This is a genomic window from Pseudomonas fluorescens (assembly GCF_001623525.1).
In the GTDB taxonomy this organism is placed as follows: Bacteria; Pseudomonadota; Gammaproteobacteria; order Pseudomonadales; family Pseudomonadaceae; genus Aquipseudomonas; species Aquipseudomonas fluorescens_Q.
Genome location: NZ_CP015225.1, coordinates 5792991 through 5815902, shown reverse-complemented (window position 1 = coordinate 5815902; position 22912 = coordinate 5792991). Strand labels below are relative to the sequence as shown.

Here is a 22912-nt window from a genome sequence, read left to right as displayed (position 1 = left end):
TCACCGAATGGATCTGTGGCGCAATCAGCTCACTTACGCGGCTTGACCCGCGCCGTCGCCTCCGCCACCAGCGGATCATCCGGCCAGTAATGCTTGGGGTAGCGCCCCTTGAGGTCCTTCTTCACCTCGGCGTAGGTGCTGCGCCAGAAGTTCGCCAGGTCCTGGGTCACCTGCACCGGTCGGCGTGCCGGTGACAGCAGGTGCAGCTTGACCACCTGCCGCCCGCCAGCGATGCGCGGGGTGTCGGCCAGGCCGAAGAGCTCCTGCAAGCGCACCGCCAGGATCGGCGGATGCTCGCTGTAGTCCAGGCGGATCGACGAGCCCGAGGGCACGCTCAGATGGTGCGGCGCCAGTTCGTCCAAGCGTTGCGGCAACGGCCAGGGCAACAGGTTGTGGACGACGCTCGACAGGTCCAGGTTGGCGAAATGGCTGAGGCGCGAGACTCGGCCCAGATACGGCATCAACCAATGTTCGAGGCTGCCCAGCAAGGCACTATCGCTGACATCCGGCCATTGGCTCTCGCCCTTGGCGTCCAGGTCCAGGCGACGCAGCAGCGCCACCCGCGCCTGCCATTGCCGCAGTTCCGGGGTCCAGGGCAATAATTCCAGGCCCTTGCGCCGCACCAGGTTCACCAGGGCCTGGCTACGGGCAGACTCATCCAGGCCGGTCAGCGGTTCGCGGCTGAGCACCAGTTCGCCAACCTTGCGCTGGCGCTCGGCGCGCAGCACGCCTTCGCGCTCGTCCCAATCCAATTGATCCACCGTATGCACCTGCTCGGCCAATACCGAGTCGAACAGTGCCGGGTCGAAATCCGTCGCCAAGTAGATCCGTTCTTCCCGCTGCCCCTGGCGGCTGCCCAGGTCGGCGATCACCAGCCACGCTTGCTTCATCAGGCTGTCAGCCTCGGCAAACAGCGCCGCACGGCCGTTGGCCAAACGATATTCAGCGCCGCCGGGGCGGCGCTGCTGGGCGACGCGGTCCGGATAGGCCAACGCCAGCAACGCACCGAGCCAGCGCGGGTGATCGGGATCGGCGACGGCTTCTTCGGCCTTGCCTCGTAAATAGCCGCGATATTGCCGGGCCAGTTGTCGTGCCCGCTGCACCCCGCCCTGGGCACCGCGCGCTGCTCGTTCTTCACCGGACAGCAAGGCCAGGCGACTGTGCAGATCCGCGCCGGCGCCGCGCAGAATATCGCGCTCGCCCAACAGTGCGGCGACGTTGCAGGCCATGTCCGCCAGCCCCAGCGCCTGACCGCGCAACAACAGATGAGCGATACGCGGATGGGCCGGCAGCTCGGCCATGGCCTGGCCGTGGCGGGTCAGTTGCTCGCCCTCCAGCGCGCCGAGGCGTTGCAGCAGATCCTGGGCCTGGGCATAGGCGGCGGTGGGCGGGATGTCGAGCCAGACCAATTGCGCCGGCGTCACGCCCCAGCGGCCCAACTGCAGGGCCAATCCGGCCAGATCCGCCGACAGAATCTCCGCGCTGCCATAGGCGGCCAATTGTTCATGCTGGTCTTCGGACCACAATCGATAGCAGACACCAGGCTCCAGACGCCCGGCCCGACCGGCCCGCTGGGTGGCGCTGGCTCGGGAAATGCGCTGGGTGTCGAGCCGGGTCATGCCGCTGCCCGGGTCGAAACGCGGCACCCGGGCCAGTCCGGCGTCGATCACCACCCGCACGCCATTGATGGTCAGGCTGGTTTCGGCGATGTTGGTGGCCAGCACCACTTTGCGCTGGCCGGGCGGCGCGGGGTCGATGGCAGCGCGCTGAGCGGCGAGGTCCAGTTCACCGTGCAGCGGACAGAGCAACACATTGCCGCCCTCGCCCAAGGCCTCGGCCAGTTGCTGATGGACCCGGCGAATCTCCGCCTGCCCGGGCAAGAACACCAAGACGCTGCCGGTTTCATCGTGCAGTGCTTCCAGCACGGTCTGCACCAACCGCGGCTCGATGAACTCGCCGGGCTGGAACGGCCGGCCCCAGCGCACCGTCACCGGGAACATGCGGCCTTCGCTGCGCAGGATTGGCGCATTGTCCAGCAACCCGGCCAGGCGCTCACCTTCCAGGGTGGCGGACATCAGCAGGATCTTCAGCGGTTGGTCTTCGCGAAACAGCTCCCGACCGTTGAGGCTCAAGGCCAGGGCCAGGTCGGCGTCGAGACTGCGCTCATGGAATTCATCGAAAATCAGCAGCCCTACGCCTTCCAGCGCCGGGTCGTCCTGCAAGCGCCGGGTGAGGATGCCTTCGGTGACCACTTCAATGCGGGTCTTGGGGCCGACCTTGCTGTCGAGGCGAATCCGGTAGCCGACGGTTTCACCGACCTTTTCCTTAAGCTCGCTGGCCAGTCGCTCGGCCGCCGCCCGTGCCGCCAGGCGCCGGGGTTCGAGCATCAGGATGGTCTGCCCGGCCAGCCAGGGCTCGTTCAGCAAGGCCAGGGGAACACGGGTGGTTTTACCGGCACCAGGCGGCGCTTCGAGCACGGCTTCGTGGCGCGATGCCAAGGCTTGACGCAGGGCGGGTAAAACTTCATCAATCGGCAAAGAAATCATGCTGGCTCCAAAACAGAGGGCCGAGTATAACGGCGAACTGTTTAGCGTGGTCTGGACTCCAACCAGCAACGCCTTTACCTGTTCAGGAGATTGCTATGCGTATTCCCTTTCGCGTGATCGGTGGCGTCCTGGTCGCCGCCCTGCTGACTCAAATCAGCGCCTGTGGCTCGATCTTCTACCCGGACCGTCGCGGCCAGATCGACGGCAAGATCGACCCGGCGATTGCCGCCCTCGATGCCGTCGGCCTGCTGTTCTACATCATCCCCGGCCTGATCGCCTTCGCGGTGGACTTCGCCACCGGCGCCATTTACTTCGAGCCGGGCAAAAGCGTCCAGATCGAGCCAGAAAAACTCAAGCCGGCCATCAACCCCGACGGCACCGTCAATAACCACGTGTTGCAGGCGATCCTGGAACGCGAACTGGGCCGCAGCTTCCCGCTGGACGATCCTCGGCTGATCCAGCACAAGGGCAGCGCGCAACAACTGGCCGCCCTCGGCCTCAAGCCCGCCGCATGACAAGCGCTACTGAAGGAACGACCGCGCCATGACCACCAGCACCGAACACGCCCGCCTGCTGCGCCTGGCCACCCGGGCTTCGGTGGCCGTGGCGCTCATCCTGGTCGTCGCCAAGGCGCTGGCCTGGTGGCTGAGCGGCTCGGTGAGCATGCTTGCCGGCCTGACCGACTCGGCATTGGACGGCGTCACCTCGCTGCTCAATCTGCTGGCGGTGCATTACGCCCTGCGCCCCGCCGATGATGATCATCGTTACGGCCATGGCAAGGCCGAATCCCTGGCCGGCATGGCCCAGGCGCTGTTTATCGGCGGCAGTGCCTTATTGATTGCCTTGCAGGCTTTCGAGCGGCTGAAAAACCCGGTGCCGGTGGATGCCCCCTGGCTGAGCGTCGGGGTGATCGTATTTTCCCTCGGGCTGACCCTGGCGCTGCTGGCGTTGCAGCATCGGGTCATCCGCGCCACCGGTTCCAACGCCGTGCGTGCCGACTCGCTGCACTATCGCTCCGACTTGTTGCTCAACGGCAGCATCCTGGTGGCGCTGGTGCTGGCCGGGTTTGGCTGGTATCAACTGGACGCCTGGTTCGGCCTGGGGATCGCCATTTACATTCTGTGGAGCGCCGTCCAGATCGCCCGGGAAAGTTTCGCCGTACTGATGGATCAGGAACTGCCGCCCGACGTCAGCCAGCACATGCTGGAACTGGCCTGTGCCGTGCCGGGCGTCGTGGGCGCCCATGACCTGCGCACGCGGATTTCCGGTAACCACTGGTTCGTGCAGTTGCACCTGGAACTGCCGGGGGAACTGACCCTGTCAGTGGCCCACGGCATCAGTGACCAGGCCGCCGATGCGATCCATCGTGCTTACCCAAAGGCTGAAGTGCTGGTTCATGCCGATCCGTCGGAAGTGGTGAAGCGCGCCAACGCTTGATGCCGAACACAGAACGTGGCGAGGGGATTTATCCCCGTTGGGCTGCGCAGCAGCCCTGAAACCTCACCACTCGGTCTGCCAGACAGATCGAATCAACTGCTTTTTGGGACTGCTGCGCAGTCCAGCGGGGATAAATCCCCTCGCCACAGAAGCAAGTGTCCGACTCTGATTCGGTTATGGAGATTCAATAAGTCACCTGATACCCACGACTGCTCAAGCAACTGCCCTGGGCTTGGCGATAGGTCTGCACCACTTCCGGAGCCGGCGGGTAGGTGTAGTTGCGCGGATCGAACCCGCTCTGTTGCACCGCCCAGCGATAGCAATCGTACCCGTCCTGGTTGACCTGCTCGGGCGACTGGCCGTTGGCCGGATACGCCACCACATCGAAACTGTTGCCTTGGGGTTGCGGCTGCGGGTTGGCGACCGGCGCATCGACCACGACGTAATCCTGGGTGTTGGCTTCGTAGATGTAATAGGCGCCGGCGGCAAGAAAGAACAGCGAACTGCCGATCCACACCTCCCGAGCGTAATCCGGCAGATACCGGGTACGGATGCCCCGTGGCGGCGCGACCACGACATAGCGCGGCCCTTGCGGGCGATACCAGTAGCCGCCCGAGTAGAAATAGTCATGGCCACGATAAGGTACGCGGTAGTTGCGGTCCGGGAACCGGTCGATCACATAACCTGGGCGATATTGCGGTCCCGGGCCCCAGCCGGTGCCATGACCGCTCGGCCGGCCGGACCATTGCTGGTCGGGGCGATTGTCATGACCTGGGCGTGGCCCGCCGTTCGGATAGCCATCGCTGCGGCGCGGGATATCGCGGTAGTAACCCGGTCGCGGTTCCTGAGTCTGGGTCACGCTGTCGGGCCGGCCCTGTATCGGCAGGTTATTGCCGGGTTGCTGCTGTGGACGGCCGGGACCGTTGGGGTCTTGAGGCGGACGGTTATACGACTGGCCGCCCTGATATTGCGGCAGTGGCTTGACCTCGAACTGACGACTGTTGTCGCCACGAATGATTTCGTTGTTCTGTGGCCGCGGCTGGCCCGAATAACCCTGGCCGCTGCCATCGCGCCCGTCCTGACCACGACCGCCGTCCGGTCCGCCACGGTTTTGCTGATCGTCGGCCATTCCCTGCGCACTGACACTTGCCCACAACAGACCAACACCTGCCAAACGCCAGATGCGCGACTTCATGAAATTCCTCACAACGGTTCAGGGCCTGATGATAAGACTGGAAAAGCCCAGGCCGGTTCTGCAACAGGTTATCAGTCACGGGGTTTATTTCGCAGGCATTTGCTGATCCCCCAACCAGGCCAGCACCTTGCGCAAGGCCACGTCAGATAAAGCAAAGTGCCATCATCAAAAAATGACCTGGCAACTACCGCTCGTCGGATTTACAAGTAATTTTTCAAGACAGGAAGCGTTACCACTTAAGATGCCCATCGTTTTCGCCAGGCGACAGGGACTTCTTATTCGCCTGAAACAACCGCCGGCATCCGCCGCAGTTAGCCATTCAAGGGAATGAAGGCATGTCACGTTTTGGCGTTACGCACGTTTTGGCTTGTTGTGCGGTGTTTACATCCCTGGTCCATGCCGCGCCCATCCAAACACCTGGTGACCGCGATCTGATTCGTGATCGTCAGCAGCAGCTGCTGCAAGAACAACAAAAACGCCTCGACGAACTCCAACAACTGCCCGGCAAGACCTTGCCCGCGCCTGCCCCTGCCACCCCCGACGACAAACGTTGCTTCGACATCAAGACCATCGAGCTTGAGGGCGCGGCCCACCTAGACGCGGGCATGCGCGAGCAGTTGATCAAACCCTATCAGAACCAATGCCTGTCGGTCGGACAGATCAATACCTTGCTCAAAGCCTTGACCCATCACTATCTCGAGCGCGGTTTCGTCACAACGCGAGCCTACCTGCCGCAGCAGGATCTGTCGGGCGGCGTGTTGAAAATAGTGGTAGTCGAAGGGCGACTTGAAGGCTTCGACAGCTCCGCCCTGGCCACCCCTCGCGAATTGGCCATGACTTTTCCCGGTCAGACCGGCGAGCCGCTGAACCTGCGGGAACTGGAACAATTGGTGGATCAGCTCAGTCGCTTGCCGTCCCGTCAGGCCCAGCTCGAACTGGCACCAGGCGAGCAGGTCGGTGGCAGCCGTATCGGCCTCAAGGGCGAGCGTGAAAAACCCTGGCGCGTATCGGCCACGCGTAACAACGACGGCGACCGCAGCACTGGCCAGCAGCAAATGGGTCTGGGCCTGGACTGGGACAGCCCATTGGGCCTGGCCGACCAATTGAGCCTGCGCGCCAATCAGGATGCGGTCAGCGATCACTGGCGTCACTCCGACAATCAGAGCCTGTATTACAGCGTGCCCTACGGCTGGTGGACCTTCAATTACGCCTACAGCCAGAGCTTCTACCGCGCCAGCGGCAACGCCCAAGGCTACACATTCGGTTATGACGGTACCAGCAAGAACCACGCATTGCGCGCCGAGCGCGTACTGCATCGCGATAACGTGAGCAAGACCGGCGTCAGTTTCGGCCTCAGCCAACTGCGCACACGCAACTACGTGGACGATAACTTCATCGACACCTCCAGCGTGACCATCACCGAGACCCAATTGAACCTCAACCATGGTCGGCGCGTCGGCTCGGCGTTCATCAACCTGGATGCCGGCTGGCAACAGGGGATTGGCATGCTGGATGCCCAACGGGACAGCTCCCACCATGGCCCCCAATCGCGCTACAACAAATACAGCCTGACCCTGAGCTACCTGCAGCCGTTCCGCTTATGGGGTGAAAACTTCAGCTTCGACAGCCTTGCAACGGGTCAGCGCAGCGAAGATGAACTCTACAGCCCGCAACGAATCAGCCTCGGTGGTGTCAGTTCGGTACGTGGCCTGCAAGACCAGACTTTGACCGGCGACAGCGGCGGTTACTGGCGTAACCAGTTGCGCTGGCGCCGAGCTGTGACCTGGCAGCCCCTGCAACCGCTGTTGCAGGAGTACGGAGTGGCGTTTGCCTACGATGTCGGGGTGATCGAGGGAAGATCCTCGAACCCCGACGAGCGCGGTCGCCTCACCGGTAACGCCCTGGAGTTCAACGCCAGGGGCAAGAACCTCGCAACTTCCGTGAGTTTTGCCCGCTCACTGGAACGCCCGGGGATTATCGAAAAACGTGAACGCCCGGTGTATTTCCGCGTCGATCTGTTTTTCTGACACCCGACTCGCTCTTGTAAATGGAAGACTTTCACATGGACGTTCGTAGCCCCCTGTCTCAGAGTATTGCCCTGTCTTTGGCCTCGATTGTGTTCCTCAATCCCATCGTCGCGGCGGCGGCAGGTCTTGCGGTCGACGCGGCAGCGGGGGGTAAGACGACCATTGGGGCGGCGGGTAACGGCGTGCCGGTGATCAACATCAACGGCGCCAATGGCAGCGGGCTTTCCCACAACAAGTTCACCGACTACAACGTCGGCAAGAACGGCGTGATTCTCAACAACGCCACTGGTAAGACGCAGAGCACCCAACTGGGTGGCATCATCGTCGGCAACAGCAATCTCAAGGGCCAGGCCGCACAGGTCATCCTCAACGAAATCACCAGTGGCAATCGCAGCCACTTGGCCGGCTATACCGAAGTGGCCGGGCAAGCGGCACGCGTCATCGTCGCCAACCCCAATGGCATCACCTGCAGCGGTTGCGGCTTTATCAACACGCCACGCGCCACCCTGACCACCGGCAAGCCCATCATGGACGGCCAGCGCCTGGACAGCTTCCAGGTCGACGGTGGCGACATCAGCATCGAAGGTGCAGGCCTGGATGCCAGTGACGTCGACCAGTTCGACCTGATTACCCGCAGCGCCAAACTCAACGCCAATATCTATGCGAAGAACCTCAATGTGGTGACTGGCCGCAACGACGTCAGCGCCGACAATCTGAGCGCCACCGCCCGCGCCGAGGATGGTAGCGAAAAACCCGAGCTGGCCATCGACAGCTCGGCCCTGGGCGGCATGTACGCCGGTGCGATTCGTCTGGTGGGTACCGAAAAAGGTGTGGGCGTGCGCCTGGCGGGCGACATGGCGGCCAGCGTGGGCGACATCCAGATCGACGCCAGCGGCAAGGTCAGCATGAACAACGCCAGCGCCAACCAGGCCATCACCGTCAACGGACAAAGCCTGGACGTACAAGGCAAGGTCTACGCTGGCACCCAGGTCAGCGTAAACACCCGCGCCAATGTAACGGTGGGCAAGAGCATTGCCGCTCGCGACAAAGTCACCGTCACCAGCGCCGGCAAGGTCATCAACAACGGAATCGTCGAAGCCGGGGTGAACCCGGACAACACCCGCAACCAGGGCGGCGACGTCACCATCACCGCCAAACAACTGACCAACACCGGTAACGTCGTCGCCAGCCGCAACCTCGCAGTAGACGCCAGCGAGGTGATCGACAACCAGAACGGCATCATCCAGGGCGCCAACGTTGGCCTGACCAGTGCTCGCCTGGTCAACCAGGGCACCTCGGCGCGGGTGCTGGGTCTGAACACGCTGTCTCTATTGACTCCGGCCATCGTCAACCTGGGCGCTCTGATCCGCTTCGGCGACGGCCAGTCCACCACCCTCAATCTCGACAGCCTGGACAACACCGACGGCCATCTCGAACTGGCCGGTGGCAACCTCGAACTCAACACTCGACAACTGACCAACCTGCGCGGTTCGGTGATCGCCGATCAACTACAACTGACCGCCGAGCGCCTGGACAACCAAGGTGGCCTGATCGCCTCCAGTGTCGGCCAGTCCAACCTCAAGGTCAGCGGCCAACTCGACAACACCGGCGGCGTGCTGCAAGCCCAAAGCCTGCTGGATGTCAGCGCCGCCAGGGTGCTGAATCAGGGCGGCAAAGTCGTCGCCGATCACCTGAAACTGACTGCCGAACGCCTGGACAACAGCACCAATGGCCTGATCAGTGCCGAACTTGGCAACAACGCATTGACCGTGACTCAAGACCTGATCAACCAGGGCGGCCGGATCCAGGCGGCCTCCGTGCTGACCGTCAAGTCCGGGACCGTGGACAACCTGGGCGGCACACTGGTGGGCCAGCAGTTGACCCTGGTCAGCCAAGGTGCCCTGAACAACCAGCAAGGCAAGATCAGCGCCGATCAACTGGACCTTACCGCCCAGGACGTCAACAACACCGAAGGCCTGCTGCAGGGCACAAGTGTCGCCACTCTCTCTGCCCGGGATCTGAACAACCTCAAGGGCAACGTCAACGGCGGCCAGCTCAGCGTGGGTTTGGACAGCCTCAGCCAGAACACCCAAGGCGTGCTCAGCGCCGAGACCGGCAAACTGACAATGGTCGTGGCCCAGCAACTGAACAACAGCGCCGGTCATCTTCAAGCCAAAGTCGGCGACCTCGACGTAAGCGCCGCAGCGTTGAACAACCAGCAAGGTGTGATCGTCGGCAAGCAACTGCTGTTGACTCAAAGCGGTTTGCTGGATAACCGCGGCGGCCGCGTGGTGGGCGATCAACTGACCGTTGGCGCAGGGCGCATCGACAACAGCGCCAACGGCTTGCTGCTGGCCGGGACCGGGGGTGCGCTGCTGACGCTCAAGGACCAGGGCATGACGCGGGGGCAATTGCTCAACAACCAGGGCCGCGTGCAGAGCGACGGGCATTTACAGATCAATGGCAACAACCTCGACAACCACGGCGGCGTGCTGCTGGGCAGTAGTATCGGGGCCAATGCCTCCAGCCTGGACAACAGCGCACAAGGTTCGGTGATTGCCACCGGCGGTACGATTGAACTGGTGGTCTCAGGCGTATTGAACAACGCCCTGGGCCTGATCGACGGTGGCGAGTCGGCAGTTCGCGTGACCCAGGCCACACAGTTTGACAATCAGGGCGGTACCCTCGCTGGCAAACGCCTGGATGTGCAGGGTACGGTGGTGGATAACCGCAAGGGCCAACTGCTGTCCGGCACCGAGGGTTTGAAAATCACCGCCACCACCGTGGATAACAGCGAAGGCCTGGTGCTGGCGCGCGGCGGCCACGCCGATCTACAGCTTAATCAAGGCACACTGAACAACCAGGGTGGTGCTTTGCAAGGTGACAGCGCCGAAGTGGTGGCCGCCTCTGTGGACAACAGCGCACTGGCAGGCAAGGCCGGGCTCATCAACGCCCAGGTCGGCGACCTGAAACTGCTGGTCGACAACCTGACCAACCAGGCGGGCCGCCTCTATGCCCAAGGCCTGCTCAGCAGCCAGGGCCAGGTTCTGGACAACCGCGCGGGCGGTGAGATCAGCGCCAGGACCCTGAGCCTCAACGCTGTGAGCACCTACAATCAGACCGGCCTGATCGAATCGGGCGGCAACCTGTTGCTAACCGGCGACAACCTGAATAACAGTACTGGCCGTATCCGCGCCATTGGCGGCAACCTGAGTCAGATTCTGCTCACTGGCGACCTGAACAACCAGAGCGGCTCCATCGGCGTCACCAGCCAGGCCCTCAACCTCAAGGCTGGCGCGCTGAACAACCTTGCCGGCAGCGTCGAACACACCGGAGCAGGCCTGCTCAAGATCGACCTCGCCAGCCTGAGCGGCAACCAGGGCAGCATCACGGGTCTGGGCCACGGCGATGTGGACATTGGCTCGATCAATGGCACCGGGCGCCTGCAGTTCAATGGCGCTCTGGATGTGGCCGTGGGCAACAACCTCAACCTGCTGGCCGGTGACCGCATCGCCAGTGCCAGCAACCTGATGTTAAGCGCCACAACCCTGAATAACAGCGGCGAGGTACTCAGCGACGGCGACCTGAGCCTGACGCTCACCGGCGACCTGAATAATGACGGCCTGCTGTCGGCGGCCAAGGCCGTCAGCCTCTCGGCGGGGAACCTGACCCAAAATGGCGGACGTATCGCCAGTGCCGGTGATACCACCCTCAACCTGCGCGGCAACCTGGACAACCTGGGGCGCCTGATCGCCAGCCAGAATCTCAAGATCCACGCGGCACAAGTCAGCAACCGCGGAACCCTCGGTGCCCTTGGCCAAGTAGACATCTTCTCGGGCAACGGCATCAGCACCTCAGCCAATACCCTGATCTACAGCGGCGCCGACATGAACCTGCGCGGCGCCACCCTGAGCAACCTCTACGGCGACATCTACAGCAAGGGCAACCTGAGCTTCGCCGCCCTCGACGGTGGCCAGGCAAACAGCCTGAGCAACCGCTCGGCGAACATCGAAAGCGAAGGCGACATGAACCTCAATGTCGCCAACCTGGAAAACACCAAGGACACCTTCGAGATCGGCGAATCCCTTGTCAGCCGCCGCATCGACATCAACTGTACCGACTGCTCCGGCAAGCACCACACCGCGACTTTTATCGTCAACAGCACCTACCTGGGAAAAATCATCCAGGACTCTCCGGGCGCACGCCTGATTGCCGGACGTGACCTGCTGATCAATGCCGGTACCGTGGAAAACAAGCAAAGCCTGCTTGCCGCCAACCGCGACGCATTCGTCAACGCGACAAACTTCTACAACCGTGGGGCGACCCTCGACCAGCGTGTCGAAAGCACCACTTACTTCCTGCACGGGGTGAAACAGGGCGACTTCCGTTGGGCAGAGTCCAACGCCAATGCCTGGAACGCGGCCAACGCCGGCAGCGCCCCGGACCAGCAGCAACCGATTCCGACGGCGATCACCCAGTACCCGCTCATCGGCCAGAGCAGCGTCGTACACAACGGCACCCAGACGGGTTACGCCTCGACCTTGCAGTCCGGTCGCCAGTTGAACCTTACCGTCACCGGCAACTTGGAAAACGGCACCTTGACTCAACAGGCCAGCGCCCAGTTGACCGGCCAGAGCCTGACTAACACCGTTGGCCTGGTCGGTGGCCAGACCATCACCGTCAATGCCCTGGGCAGTGGCGGCAGCACCCAGGTGGCGGCAGATGTACGGCGCGTCGAGCGTGTCACTGCCGACGGCAGCACCCAGCTCAGCTTTGTACCGGTGGACTTTGCCGGCGTACCTTTCGCCGCCGTCGACCCCACAGCGCTCGCCACCTATCGACTGCCGGAAGGTGACTATGGCCTGTTCGTGCGTAGCCAGAATCCGGACAGCCGCTACCTGATCGAGACCAACCCGAACCTGACCAACCTCTCGCGCTTCATGAGCTCCGACTACATGCTGGGCCTGTTGGGCTACAACGACGACCGCAGTTGGCGTCGCCTGGGTGATGGCTTGTACGAAACCCGCCTGATCCGCGAAGCGGTGCTGGCTCAGACCGGTCAGCGCTTCCTCGCCGCCAGCCTGACCAGCGACTACGAGCAATACCAGTACCTGATGGATAACGCCATCGCCGCCAAGAACTCGTTGCAACTGAGCGTCGGCGTAGCCCTGAGCGCCCAGCAAGTGGCGGCGTTGACCCACGACATTGTCTGGATGGAGACCCGCCAGGTGCAGGGCCAGCAAGTCTTGGTGCCGGTGCTCTACCTGGCCCAGGCCGAGTCGCGCAACCTGCGCGGCGGCAGCCTGGTGCAGGCCCGGGATATTAACCTGATGGCCGGCAACGACCTGACCAACGTCGGCACCCTGCGGGCCAGCAGCAACCTGGTGGCAGAGGCGGGGAACAATCTCTATCAGGGCGGTCTGACGCAAGCCAGCGAGCGTGTGAGCCTGATGGCCCAGAACAGTATTCGCAACGCCCTGGGCGGCGAAGTACGTGGCAATCAGGTCGACCTCACCGCCGTCAAAGGCGACGTCGTCAACGAGCGCGCCGTCATGGAAGTGCTCTACGGTTCCGGCTCGCGGACCAACCTGGATCAGGGCAGCCTGATCAGTGCCCGCCAGCAATTGAATGTCAGCGCCGGACGCGACCTGACCAACAAAGGCCAGATCAACAGCGACGGCAATGCCACGCTCAATGCCGGCCGCGACGTGGAAATGCTCGCGGTGCAGGATCACACCTTCACCCAGAATGCGATCCGCCGTGGCCTGGTGACCAACAACACGGTTAAGACCCTCGGCTCCAGCGTGACCACTGGCGGCAACCTGGAAGTGAACGCCGGACGTGACATGGCGGTCGTGGCGAGCCAAGTCAAGGCCGGTCATGACCTGGCCCTCAATGCAGGCAATGACATAGCCATTGTCTCGGCCCAGGACGAACAGTCCTCGACCTTCTACCAGAAGAAAAAAGGTTCCTGGGGCAAAAGCAAAACCACCCAGAGCGCGGACTCGGCGACCAGCAACGTGGCTTCGCAGATCGAGGCCGGACACGACCTGACCGTCAACGTCACCCAGGACAAGGACGGACGCATCGGCCTCACGGGTGGCCGCGATGTAAGCGTAATCGGCAGCCAGCTCAAGGCCGGCAACGACTTGCTGGTGGGGGGGGCCGGCGACGTGAACCTGATGTCGGCGCAAGAGCAGACCGACAGCAGCTACAGCATGAAGAAAAAAGGCAGCTTCGGCCTGAGCAAAAGCGGCAATAGCCGCAGTTCCAGCAGCATCACCCAAGTGGGCAGCGAGCTGAGCGCCGGAAACGATGCCGTGGTGGTCGCTGGCGGTAACGTCAACCTGTCCGCCAGCCGTGTCGACGCCAAGCGCGATGCGCAATTGCGCGCCGGGATGGTCGACAAGAACGGCGACGTCAACCTGATGGACGCAGCCAACGAGTCCACCAGTCAAAGCGAGAAGTACAAAAGCAAAGTTGGCTTCAGCACCTCCGGCAACTTCATTTCCATCGCCTCGGCGAAGAAGTCCGGGCAGGCAAACCTGCAGACCCAAAGTGTCGGCAGCCAAGTCACCGCTGGCCGCGATGTCACCGTACAGAGCATCCGTGACGTGAACATGATCGGCAGCACCGCCCAGGCCGGGCGTAACCTGCAAGTGGGCGCAGGGCGCGACGTCAACGTACTGGCCGGCAGTAACAGCCAGGACCAGAGCAACTGGAAATCCACGAAGCAGAGCGGCCTGTCCCTGGAAAGCGATCGCAACGGTTTCACTGCGTTTGCCGGACGCGAAGCGACCAAGGAAAAATCCCGCGCCGCCCAGCAGACTGCCGCCGGCAGCCAACTGGTGGCCGGCCAGGACATGACCGTCCAGGCCGGGCGCGACCTGACCCTCGAAGGTGCGGGCCTGGACGCCGGGCGCGACATCAGCCTGCAGGCCACACGCGACATCAATGTCGATGCCGCCGATGAAACTTTCATCCAGGAGCGCAGCAAGACCCGCGACCGCAACGGCCTGACCGCCAACATCAGCCACAACTATGGCAACACCATGGACGCCATCAACGGCACCGGCAAAGGTGAAGACAACGTCAGCAAGGCCTCCAGCGTGCTCAGCACCGTGGACGCCATCAACTCCTTCACTTCCGGGCCGACCAGCGCCACTCACCTTGGCTCGGCCAGCCAGGGCACCAGCTCGCGTTCGGAAATTCGCGACAACGTCCCGTCCACTTTGAGCGCCGGGCGTGACATCAACGCCGTGGCCGGTAACAACCTCAATGTGCGCGGCAGTCAGTTCGAGGCCGGGCGCGACATCACCCTGGTGGGCAAGAACGTCAACCTCGACGTGGCCCGTGGCGCAATCAACCAGGAGAGCCAGACCACCCGCAGCCAGGGCGGCATCAATGGCCAGAGCGGCGGCGGCAGTGCCCGCGCCGGGATCGGTGGCAGCAACGGCGTGGCCAGCGAAGAAATGACCCAGGGCACTAACAACCCGAGCGTACTGCTCTCCGGGCGTGATACCAACATCGAGGCCAGTGAGAACCTGACCATGATCGGTACCCAGGTGATTGCCGGCCACGATATCGATTTGCGTGCCGGCAAGGACCTGACCATCCGCGCCGCACAGAACGACTCCGACAGCGAATCCACCCGGCGCAGCGGTGGCGGAGAAGTCGGCATCGCCCTGGGTGGCAAGGACTTCATCGCTGTCTACGCCAGCGTCGACATGGGCAAGGGCAAGCTGGAACGGGAAACCGAGAAACAGCAGACCGCCTACCTGTACGCAGGCAACCAACTGCGCTTCAACAGCGGCAACGACACCACCATCGCCGGCGCCAACCTGCGCGCCGACGAAGTGGTTGGCCGCGTCGGCGGCGACCTGCTGGTCTCGTCGGTGCCAGACACCGGCAAAGTCAGCGGCAAGCAGTTCGATGCCAGCGTCACCGTCAGCATCGGCCTGGCCGGTGGCGGTGGCGTCAGCGGTTCAGTGGGGGCGGGCAAGACCACCGGCAAGACCAACTGGGTTGAACAGCAAACCAGCATCACCGGTAAAAACGGCGTGGATATCCGCACCGAGAAACACACCCAGATCGACGGTGCGCTGATCGCCGCCGACAACGGCAAGCTCAAGCTCGACACCAACACGCTGGGCTTCCGTGACATCAATGGCGTAGACAAGGAGCACAGCTACTACGTCAACGTTGGCGGTGCCTTTGGTTGGGGCGCGGACGCGGGTAACGGCGCCAAGGCCACCGGCGGCAAGGACGTGGCCTTCACTGGCGACAAGAGCCTGAGCGGCGCGCCCAAGGAAGGCTTCAATGGCTGGAGCGTGAGCGGCTACGACTACCGCAAGGAGCGCGAGCAGGATGTGCGCGCCACCGTCGGCGCGGGCAACATCATCGTGCGCAACGACGCGGTTACCGGGCAAAACTCCACCAGCGGCCTCAACCGCGATCTGACCAAGGCCTATGACATCACCAAGGACAAGGAAAAGCGTACCGAACTCTATGTGAGCGAGTCGTCGCTGAACTCGGTGGGCAACCCGTCGCAAACCTTGGATCGGTGGAAAAAAGGGCTGCAGGACTATGGCAAGAACAGCTCCGATCTGTTCAAGAACTACGGCAACCTGACCAAGGCCACTGAGCAGGCGCTGGCTGAAAATCCGAGCCTGGCACCTCTGGCCTGGATTCCGGGTGTGATGCAAAGCGCCATGGACAAAACCTCATACGGAACCCTGGGCCTGATGCCAGGCGTGATCAGCCACGGTGGCGTAGCCACGCAGTTACCCGTGCTGCTCAGTGGCGACATGAGCTTCTACCGCACCGAACTGGTCTATCAGAAAGATGCCAAGGGCAACGTTGCCATGGACCCGAAAACCGGCAAGCCGCTGCTGGACCTGGCCAAGACCAAGTTCGACATGATCCTACGTCCCGACGCGCCGGGAGCGATTGCCACCAACGGCATCCAGAATGCATTCGAGGCGGCGCTGGTCAATGGCGGTATGCAAACCGGCCGTGACAACTATATGCAGGCCTACAACCCGGAACATGGTTTCCTCGGCGACCTGTTGGAATCGGCATGGGACGTGAACCTCGGCGGCATCAAGCGCTCCGGCAACGCCCAGCAGTTGCATGAGTTCTACCAGGCAGGCATCGACCAGGGCTTCAAGCTGGACCTGGTCGGCCATAGCCAGGGTGCGTTGCTCACCTACCGGGCACTCGAAGGCCTGGATTTTGGCCAAAACGCCGGCAGCATCCAGCTTTCAGGGGCGCCGGTATACGCGCAAAAATTCTTCACCGCAGCGGAAAAAGCCGGCTTCAACACTACCGACAATGCAGTGTTCCAGGTCAACCGGCCAGACAAGCAGGTGTTCTTCGGGATGTTGCCGATGACCGATTCGGTGTCCGACCTTCTGGGACGCAACGCCATGAACTCCAGCGACCCGATCAGTCGTTTCCTGGGGGCCGTCTTCACCCTCCCTGGCCTCATGGGTAAAGACAGCCCGCATTCCAACTACCTGTGCCAGGTTCAATCGATGTGCGGAAACGGCGCCAGTCAATTGCAGCAGGACTTCAGGAACGGCACGACCACCAACCCGGACGGAACCAGAAGCAAGACCTATATCGTACCGACCTTTATCGACAAGAACGGCAATGCCTTCGGCGCTTCACTTTGACGCTGAGCCGACTTGCCCTGCTATTACTGCCCGTGACCCTTTGGGGCTGCGGGCAGACACCGTTGGTGCACGAGGACGATCGGCGGTTGAGCCGCATGTTATGTGAAGTGGGAGAACAGCGGGTGACCCTCAGTCCTCGCTTCTCTTATGACCTGCCCGAGCCGCTGCGACACACCACGTGCGGCACGATCAAAAGTGGCTTTACCTACGACAAACGCCGCGACGTGCTGTCGGCGGGCACCTCCGGCAGCTTTCGTTCCGGTGAGCTTGAGGTCTTGGCGTCGTCACTGTTCCTGATCGTAGAGGGCATGCTCGATGGGAACGTAGAGGACCTCTATGCTCCCGAGCAATTTCTGCAAAACAAACGGGCTCAGATGGATCTGTATTCGAGCGAGCCTCGCCCACAGGAGATCGACTGGGTCACTCGTCAAGGGATGCGGTGCCTGCGTTTTCATAACGTTTGGCACAGCCCGACGGGCTCCTGGGAAGAGGTCGTCAAGTACTGGTGCTGGGAAAACCAGAGCGGCCTGAGGCAACCGTTCCATGTCCGCGCCGGCCAACGCTTGGCCGAAGGCACCAAGGGCTATGACCTGGATCAGGCCTTTATCCTGCCGTTTTTCCAGAGCCTGAAAATCAATCGCCTGTCCGATGCCGCCCTGGCCGAGGCTGACGCAAAAATCAAAGCCGCCTGCGCCCACGTCAAATCCCGCTATGACCAGCACCTGAACTGGGGCGCCGACTACCCGGACAAACGCCTGACCCGCCAGCGCTTGCGCGCCTGCGGGTATGACGTGCCCTAGCCAAAGCAGAATCTGCACCCAATAAAAAAGGGAGACCCGTCGGCCTCCCCTTGAGAATTTCGTCCGTGCTCGACGCTTATGACGTCGGCTCACCTCACGCCGTCTTCTGGACAGTGTGCAGCTCGGGGGTCTGCCAACACCGGTGGGTGCCGCGACCGCAGCCGGCCTGATTGGGCGGGCTGCACTGGACTGTTTGTCCGAGCAGTGATCTTGGTGATAAGAATAAGCCTGGGGCGCCGGCAGAGGATTGCTAAGATTGCGGAAATAAACATCACTTGCGCAATTTTTAACCCTGGATAGATAATATTTAGCAATTATCCAGATAAAGGCCCGACCGATGAGCAAACTCGACCGTTACGACCTGAGCATTCTGGCGGAATTGCAGCGCGATGCGCGCATCTCCAACCAGGAACTGGCCGAACGCATCGGCCTGTCGCCCTCCCCCTGTTCGCGACGGGTCAAGCAATTGGAGGATGACGGCTACATCACGCGCCAGGTTGCCCTGCTCGACCGCAAAATGCTGGGCCTGAGCCTGACCGCCTACGTATTGATCGGCATGGACCGTCACACCCCCGAGCGTTTCGAGAACTTCGAAGCAGCCATCCGCAACCTGCCGCAAGTGCTGGAATGCAGCCTGGTCACCGGGATGGACGCGGATTACCAACTCAAGGTGGTGGTACCGGATATGGACCATTACCAGAAACTGCTGCTGGGGCATCTGACCCGGATCGATGGCGTCACCAGCGTGCGTTCGAGCTTTGTGCTGAATCAGGTGCTCAACAGCACCGAACTGCCGTTGACTCACCTGCGCAGCTGACCGTTTTTGTGGCGAGGGAGCTTGCTCCCGCTGGGTTGCGAAGCGACCCCAAGCTTCGGCCGGATTGCCAGTGGACCGGTTTGCGACTGCTGCGCAGTCGAGCGGGAGCAAGCTCCCTCGCCACAGCCCAACCGATGAATAGCTGCGACACACCGCCGCAGGCCAATCCCGCGCCCGCGCCTCATGCCTTATACTCGCCGCGCCTTTTCAACCCCGCTTACGCCGGAGTGTCCTGATGGATCCTGCTGTTTTCGAAGAGTGGATGATGACCGGCCTGGTCAGCATCCTGATCATTTTCATGGGTTTCATCGTCTGGGACCTGGCGAAGAAATCCAAGGCCGGGCGTTTCGGCTCGTTCATTCTGTTTTTTGTGCTGGGGCTGGGCGTGGCGGCGTTCGTGATCAAGAGCGTGGTGATCGGCCTGATCGAGTCCGGGACGTTATAAGCGCGCCGGCACTTCCCTCCACTGGCCCTGATCGAGTCCTTCGAGGGTCCAGTCGCCGATCCTGACCCGCACCAGGCGCAGTGTCGGCAGGCCCACCGCGGCGGTCATCCGCCGTACCTGGCGATTGCGCCCTTCGCGGATCACCAGTTCCAACCAACTCGTGGGTACGCTTTTACGAAAGCGCACCGGCGGGTTGCGCGGCCATAATTGCGGCTCGTCCAACTGGCGCGCCTCGGCTGGCAAGGTCATGCCGTCGTTCAACGCCACCCCATCGCGCAATCGCTGCAACTGTTCGGCATTCGGTTCGCCTTCCACCTGCACCCAATAAGTCTTGGCCAGCTTGTGCTTGGGGTCAGCGATACGCGCTTGCAGTTGTCCGTCATTGGTTAGCAACAGCAAGCCTTCGCTGTCGCGATCCAGCCGCCCGGCCGGGTAAATGCCCGGTACGTCGATAAAATCCTTGAGCGTCGCCCGCCCTTCACCGTCACTGAATTGCGTCAGCACATCGAAGGGTTTGTTGAACAGGATCAGCTTCGGCTCGGCCGGCGGGGCCTTGGCCACACGGCGCGGGGCGGAGGCTGGAAGCTTCGCGCCAGGGCGACGGGAAGCGGGGCGTGGAGGACGGGGCATGGTGGCACGGCATCTAACGGTCAGGACCGCCAATGCTAGTGGCCTGACCGCTAAATAACCACCGCCGTATCAACGGAACGGCGGCTCGTCGAAGCTGCGCAGCTTGCGCGAGTGCAACGAGTTGAGTTCGGTGCGCAACAGGTCCAACGCCTCGATGCCAATCTTCAGGTGCTGGTTGACCGCTCGCTCATAGAACGCGTTGGCCGAGCCCGGCAGCTTGATTTCGCTGTGCAGCGGCTTGTCCGAAACGCACAGCAACGTGCCATAGGGCACACGCAAGCGATAACCCTGGGCGGCGATGGTGCCGCTTTCCATGTCTACCGCCACAGCGCGGGACAGATTGATCAGCGGACGCTCCTGGGCCCAGCGCAGCTCCCAGTTGCGGTCGTCGTAAGTCAGCACGGTGCCGGTGCGCAGGCGCTTTTTCAGCTCGTCGCCCTTCTCGCCAGTGATGTTCGCTGCGGCCTGTTGAAGCGCCATCTGCACTTCGGCCAGGGCCGGAATCGGAATGTTCGGCGGCACCACCCGGTCGAGGATCCCGTCGCGACGCATGTAGGCGTGGGCCAGCACGTAGTCGCCAATGGTCTGGGACTGCCGCAGCCCGCCGCAGTGGCCGATCATCAGCCAGCAATGCGGGCGCAGCACGGCCAGGTGGTCGGTGATGTTCTTGGCGTTGGACGGGCCGACACCGATGTTCACCAGGGTCACGCCATGGCCATCGTTGGCCTGCAGGTGATAGGCCGGCATCTGGTAGCGGTGCCAGACCACACCGGCGGCAATGGCCGATGCTTCGCTGTGCTCCATGTTCTTGTCGATGATCACGTTGCCCGGCAGGACCATGCGCACAAAGCGCGGGTCGCTGCGCAGTTGCTCCAGGCCATGGACGATGAACTGGTCGACATAGCGGTGGTAGTTGGTCAGCAGGATCCACGGCTGCACATGGCGCCAGTCGCTGCCGGTGTAGTGCACCAGCCGGCGCAGGGAAAAATCCACCCGCGCCGCGTCGAACAGCGCCAAGGGCAGCGGGTCGGTGTTTTCCCAATCATAGAGGCCGTCGGCAATGCCATCGGTGGCGGCCGACAGGTCGGTGCTGGGGAAAACTCGTGCCAGCACGGCGGCGGTCACGCCGGAGCCGGCCAGTTCGTCGCCCTGCTCCACCACGTACGGGTAAGGAATGTTCTGCTCGCTGACGCCCACCTCCACGGTGACGGTAAAGTCGTGCATCAGCGGGACCAGCTGTTCCAGCAGGTATTTACGGAAGGCGCCGGGGTGGGTGACGGTGACACTGTAGGTGCCGGGCAACTGGACCTTGGCATAGGCGCGGGTAGTTTGCGGGACTTCGCCGTGGCAGTGGTAGGTCAGGCGCAAGGCGGGATAGCGAAACAACGCCCTTTGCTCGGCATCCGGCTCGACGCGATCCTTGAGATAACGCATCAGCGCCTGGTTCAACGCGGTGGTCGCACGTTCGTGCAGGGCCGCCAGACGATCCACGGCTTGTTCGGCGGTTTGAACGACAATAAACGCTTCGGTCACGATCAGCTTCCTGTGTTCTGACTTGCAGGCCTTCATCTTGCCTGCATCGCCGGCCGACGGGAACAGTGGCGTAATGGACTCGATCGATTCCCTGTGGGAGCGAGCTCCCACAGGGGTATGTGTTGTGTCTAAAAGCCGTGTGGGGTGGAGCGCGTCACGATCGCTTCGACATTCAAGCCCCGAGGCAAGGCACCGTACACCCGGCCGACCGAACCCAGGCGACTGGCGATGAAGGCATCGCTGACGTCGCTGTTGCCCGCCTCGAGCAACAGCTTGGCTTGCAGGCCCACGGCGATGTCTTCGGTCAATTGCCGGGCGCGGTACTGGATGTCGTCGGTGTCCTTGAACGCGGCGTGCAATTGGTGGATGTGGCCGGCCAGGCGCTTGTCGCCGTGGCCGTCGCCCAATTCGCTGAACAATACCTCCAGCACGCCGGGCTCCTTGGACAAGGCGCGCAGCACATCCAGGCATTGCACGTTGCCGGAGCCTTCCCACGTCGAGTTGACCGGCGCTTCGCGGTACAGACGCGGCAGGATGCTGTCTTCGACGTAGCCGGCACCGCCCATGCATTCGGCGGCTTCGTTGATCATCGCGGGGGCGCGCTTGCAGATCCAGTACTTGCCCACCGCCGTCACCAACCGGGCGAACTTGGCCTCGTGCTCGTCACTCAAGTGGTCCAGCGCCCGGCCCATGCGCAAGCTCAAGGCCAGCGCAGCCTCGCTTTCCAGCGCCAGGTCGGCGAGGACGTTTTGCATCAGCGGCTGTTCGCTCAACAGCTTGCCACCGACCTTGCGGTGCGCACAGTGATGACTGGCCTGGGTCAACGCCTGGCGCATCAGGGCGCTGGAGCCGACCATGCAATCGAAGCGGGTCATGGCCACCATCTCGATGATCGTCGGCACGCCGCGGCCTTCTTCACCGACCATCCAGGCCAGTGCACCACGGAACTCGACTTCGCTGGAGGCGTTGGAACAGTTGCCCAGCTTGTTCTTCAAGCGCTGGATGTAGAACTGATTGCGCGTGTCGTCCGGGCGATGGCGCGGCAGCAGGAAACAGGTCAGGCCCTTGTCGGTCTGGGCCAAGGTGAGGAAGGCATCGCACATCGGCGCCGAACAGAACCATTTGTGGCCCACCAGCTCATAGGCCTGGCCCGGGCCGCTGGCGCCCACCGGATAGGCTTTGGTGGTGTTGGCCCGCACATCGGTGCCGCCCTGCTTTTCGGTCATCGCCATGCCCAGGGTCACCCCGGCCTTGTGGGCCATGCCGACGTTGCGCGGGTCGTATTCGGTGGCAAGCACCTTGGGCACCCAGTGCTCGGCCAGATCCGGTTGCAAGCGCAGCGCCGGCACGCTGGCGAAGGTCATGGTCAGCGGGCAGCCGGTGCCGGCTTCGGCCTGGCTGTGCAAGTAGGTCATCGACGCCCGGGCGACATGCGCACCGGGTTGCGGATGCGCCCAGGGCAAACTGGGCAGGCCGTGCTCGACGGCGGTGCGCATCAACTGGTGATAAGCCGGATGGAACTCCACCAGGTCGATGCGATGGCCGTAACGGTCATGGCTGGAGAACACCGGCTTGTTCTGGTTGGCCAGGAAACCCGCTTCCATCAACGGCCCGCCGGCCAGCGCCCCATACGCATCGATCCGCGCCTGCGCCCAGCCCGCCCCAAAGCGCTGCGACCACTGCTGCAGCGGCAGGTCGATGCGGTACAGGTTGGCGCCATCCAGGGACGGCGGTTGGTTGGTGACGTCGTGGGTTTCAGCGAACTGGTGCAGGTTCATGACAGGGCTCCTCGATCGGGCAGGGAT

12 protein-coding genes are annotated in these 22912 nt (G+C 62.7%); 7 read left to right on the top strand and 5 right to left on the bottom strand.

Annotated features, from left to right (window positions below):
* Nucleotides 1-29 precede the first annotated feature (29 nt).
* Nucleotides 30-2546 carry an ATP-dependent helicase HrpB gene (gene hrpB, locus TK06_RS25135; protein ID WP_063324254.1) on the bottom strand — a complete coding sequence of 839 codons (2517 nt, stop codon included), beginning with the start codon at nt 2544-2546 and terminating at the stop codon, nt 30-32.
* A 95-nt stretch (nt 2547-2641) separates the two neighbouring features.
* Here hrpB and TK06_RS25130 point away from each other — a divergent pair, with 95 nt between their 5' ends.
* Both TK06_RS25130 and TK06_RS25125 read left to right on the top strand, forming a co-directional pair.
* Nucleotides 2642-3061 (top strand): hypothetical protein, encoded by a 420-nt coding sequence (locus TK06_RS25130; protein ID WP_063324253.1) that lies wholly within the window; start codon nt 2642-2644, stop codon nt 3059-3061.
* A gap of 28 nt (nt 3062-3089) precedes the next feature.
* Nucleotides 3090-3983 carry a cation diffusion facilitator family transporter gene (locus tag TK06_RS25125; RefSeq protein ID WP_063324252.1) on the top strand — a complete coding sequence of 298 codons (894 nt, stop codon included), beginning with the start codon at nt 3090-3092 and terminating at the stop codon, nt 3981-3983.
* Between the two features lie 184 nt (nt 3984-4167).
* On the opposite strand, the gene TK06_RS25120 is transcribed toward TK06_RS25125, so the two are convergent.
* Complete coding sequence (locus TK06_RS25120) at nt 4168-5178, bottom strand: DUF6515 family protein (protein WP_063324251.1); 1011 nt, start codon at nt 5176-5178, stop codon at nt 4168-4170.
* Nucleotides 5179-5513: 335 nt separating this feature from the next.
* On the opposite strand from TK06_RS25120, the gene TK06_RS25115 reads away from it, so the two are divergent.
* The 5 genes from TK06_RS25115 to TK06_RS25095 all read left to right on the top strand — a co-directional run bounded on the left by TK06_RS25115 (nt 5514) and on the right by TK06_RS25095 (nt 18944).
* Nucleotides 5514-7205 carry a ShlB/FhaC/HecB family hemolysin secretion/activation protein gene (locus tag TK06_RS25115; RefSeq protein ID WP_063324250.1) on the top strand — a complete coding sequence of 564 codons (1692 nt, stop codon included), beginning with the start codon at nt 5514-5516 and terminating at the stop codon, nt 7203-7205.
* Nucleotides 7206-7240: 35 nt separating this feature from the next.
* Nucleotides 7241-16882: a hemagglutinin repeat-containing protein gene (locus TK06_RS25110; protein ID WP_086936716.1), complete on the top strand. Its 9642-nt coding sequence runs from the start codon at nt 7241-7243 to the stop codon at nt 16880-16882.
* A gap of 122 nt (nt 16883-17004) precedes the next feature.
* On the top strand, nt 17005-17682 hold the full coding sequence (locus TK06_RS25105; protein WP_238992568.1) for a hypothetical protein: 678 nt from the start codon (nt 17005-17007) through the stop codon (nt 17680-17682).
* Nucleotides 17683-18019: 337 nt separating this feature from the next.
* Nucleotides 18020-18499, top strand: coding sequence for an Lrp/AsnC family transcriptional regulator (locus TK06_RS25100; protein ID WP_025215622.1), 480 nt, complete (start codon nt 18020-18022; stop codon nt 18497-18499).
* Between the two features lie 235 nt (nt 18500-18734).
* A complete protein-coding gene (locus tag TK06_RS25095; protein ID WP_007937369.1) occupies nt 18735-18944 on the top strand; it encodes a DUF2788 domain-containing protein in 210 nt (69 codons plus the stop codon).
* Here the strand turns inward: TK06_RS25095 and TK06_RS25090 are convergent.
* From TK06_RS25090 to TK06_RS25080, 3 genes are all read right to left on the bottom strand, one after another.
* Nucleotides 18939-19505, bottom strand: a complete 567-nt coding sequence (locus tag TK06_RS25090) for a pseudouridine synthase (RefSeq protein WP_161951762.1) — start codon at nt 19503-19505, stop codon at nt 18939-18941. The two genes, TK06_RS25095 and TK06_RS25090, sit on opposite strands and share 6 nt — an antisense overlap.
* A gap of 138 nt (nt 19506-19643) precedes the next feature.
* Nucleotides 19644-21143 carry an AMP nucleosidase gene (amn, locus tag TK06_RS25085; protein ID WP_161951743.1) on the bottom strand — a complete coding sequence of 500 codons (1500 nt, stop codon included), beginning with the start codon at nt 21141-21143 and terminating at the stop codon, nt 19644-19646.
* Nucleotides 21144-21235: 92 nt separating this feature from the next.
* Entirely contained in the window at nt 21236-22885 is a 1650-nt protein-coding gene (locus TK06_RS25080; protein ID WP_063324246.1) for an acyl-CoA dehydrogenase family protein, read from the bottom strand.
* Nucleotides 22886-22912 lie beyond the last annotated feature (27 nt).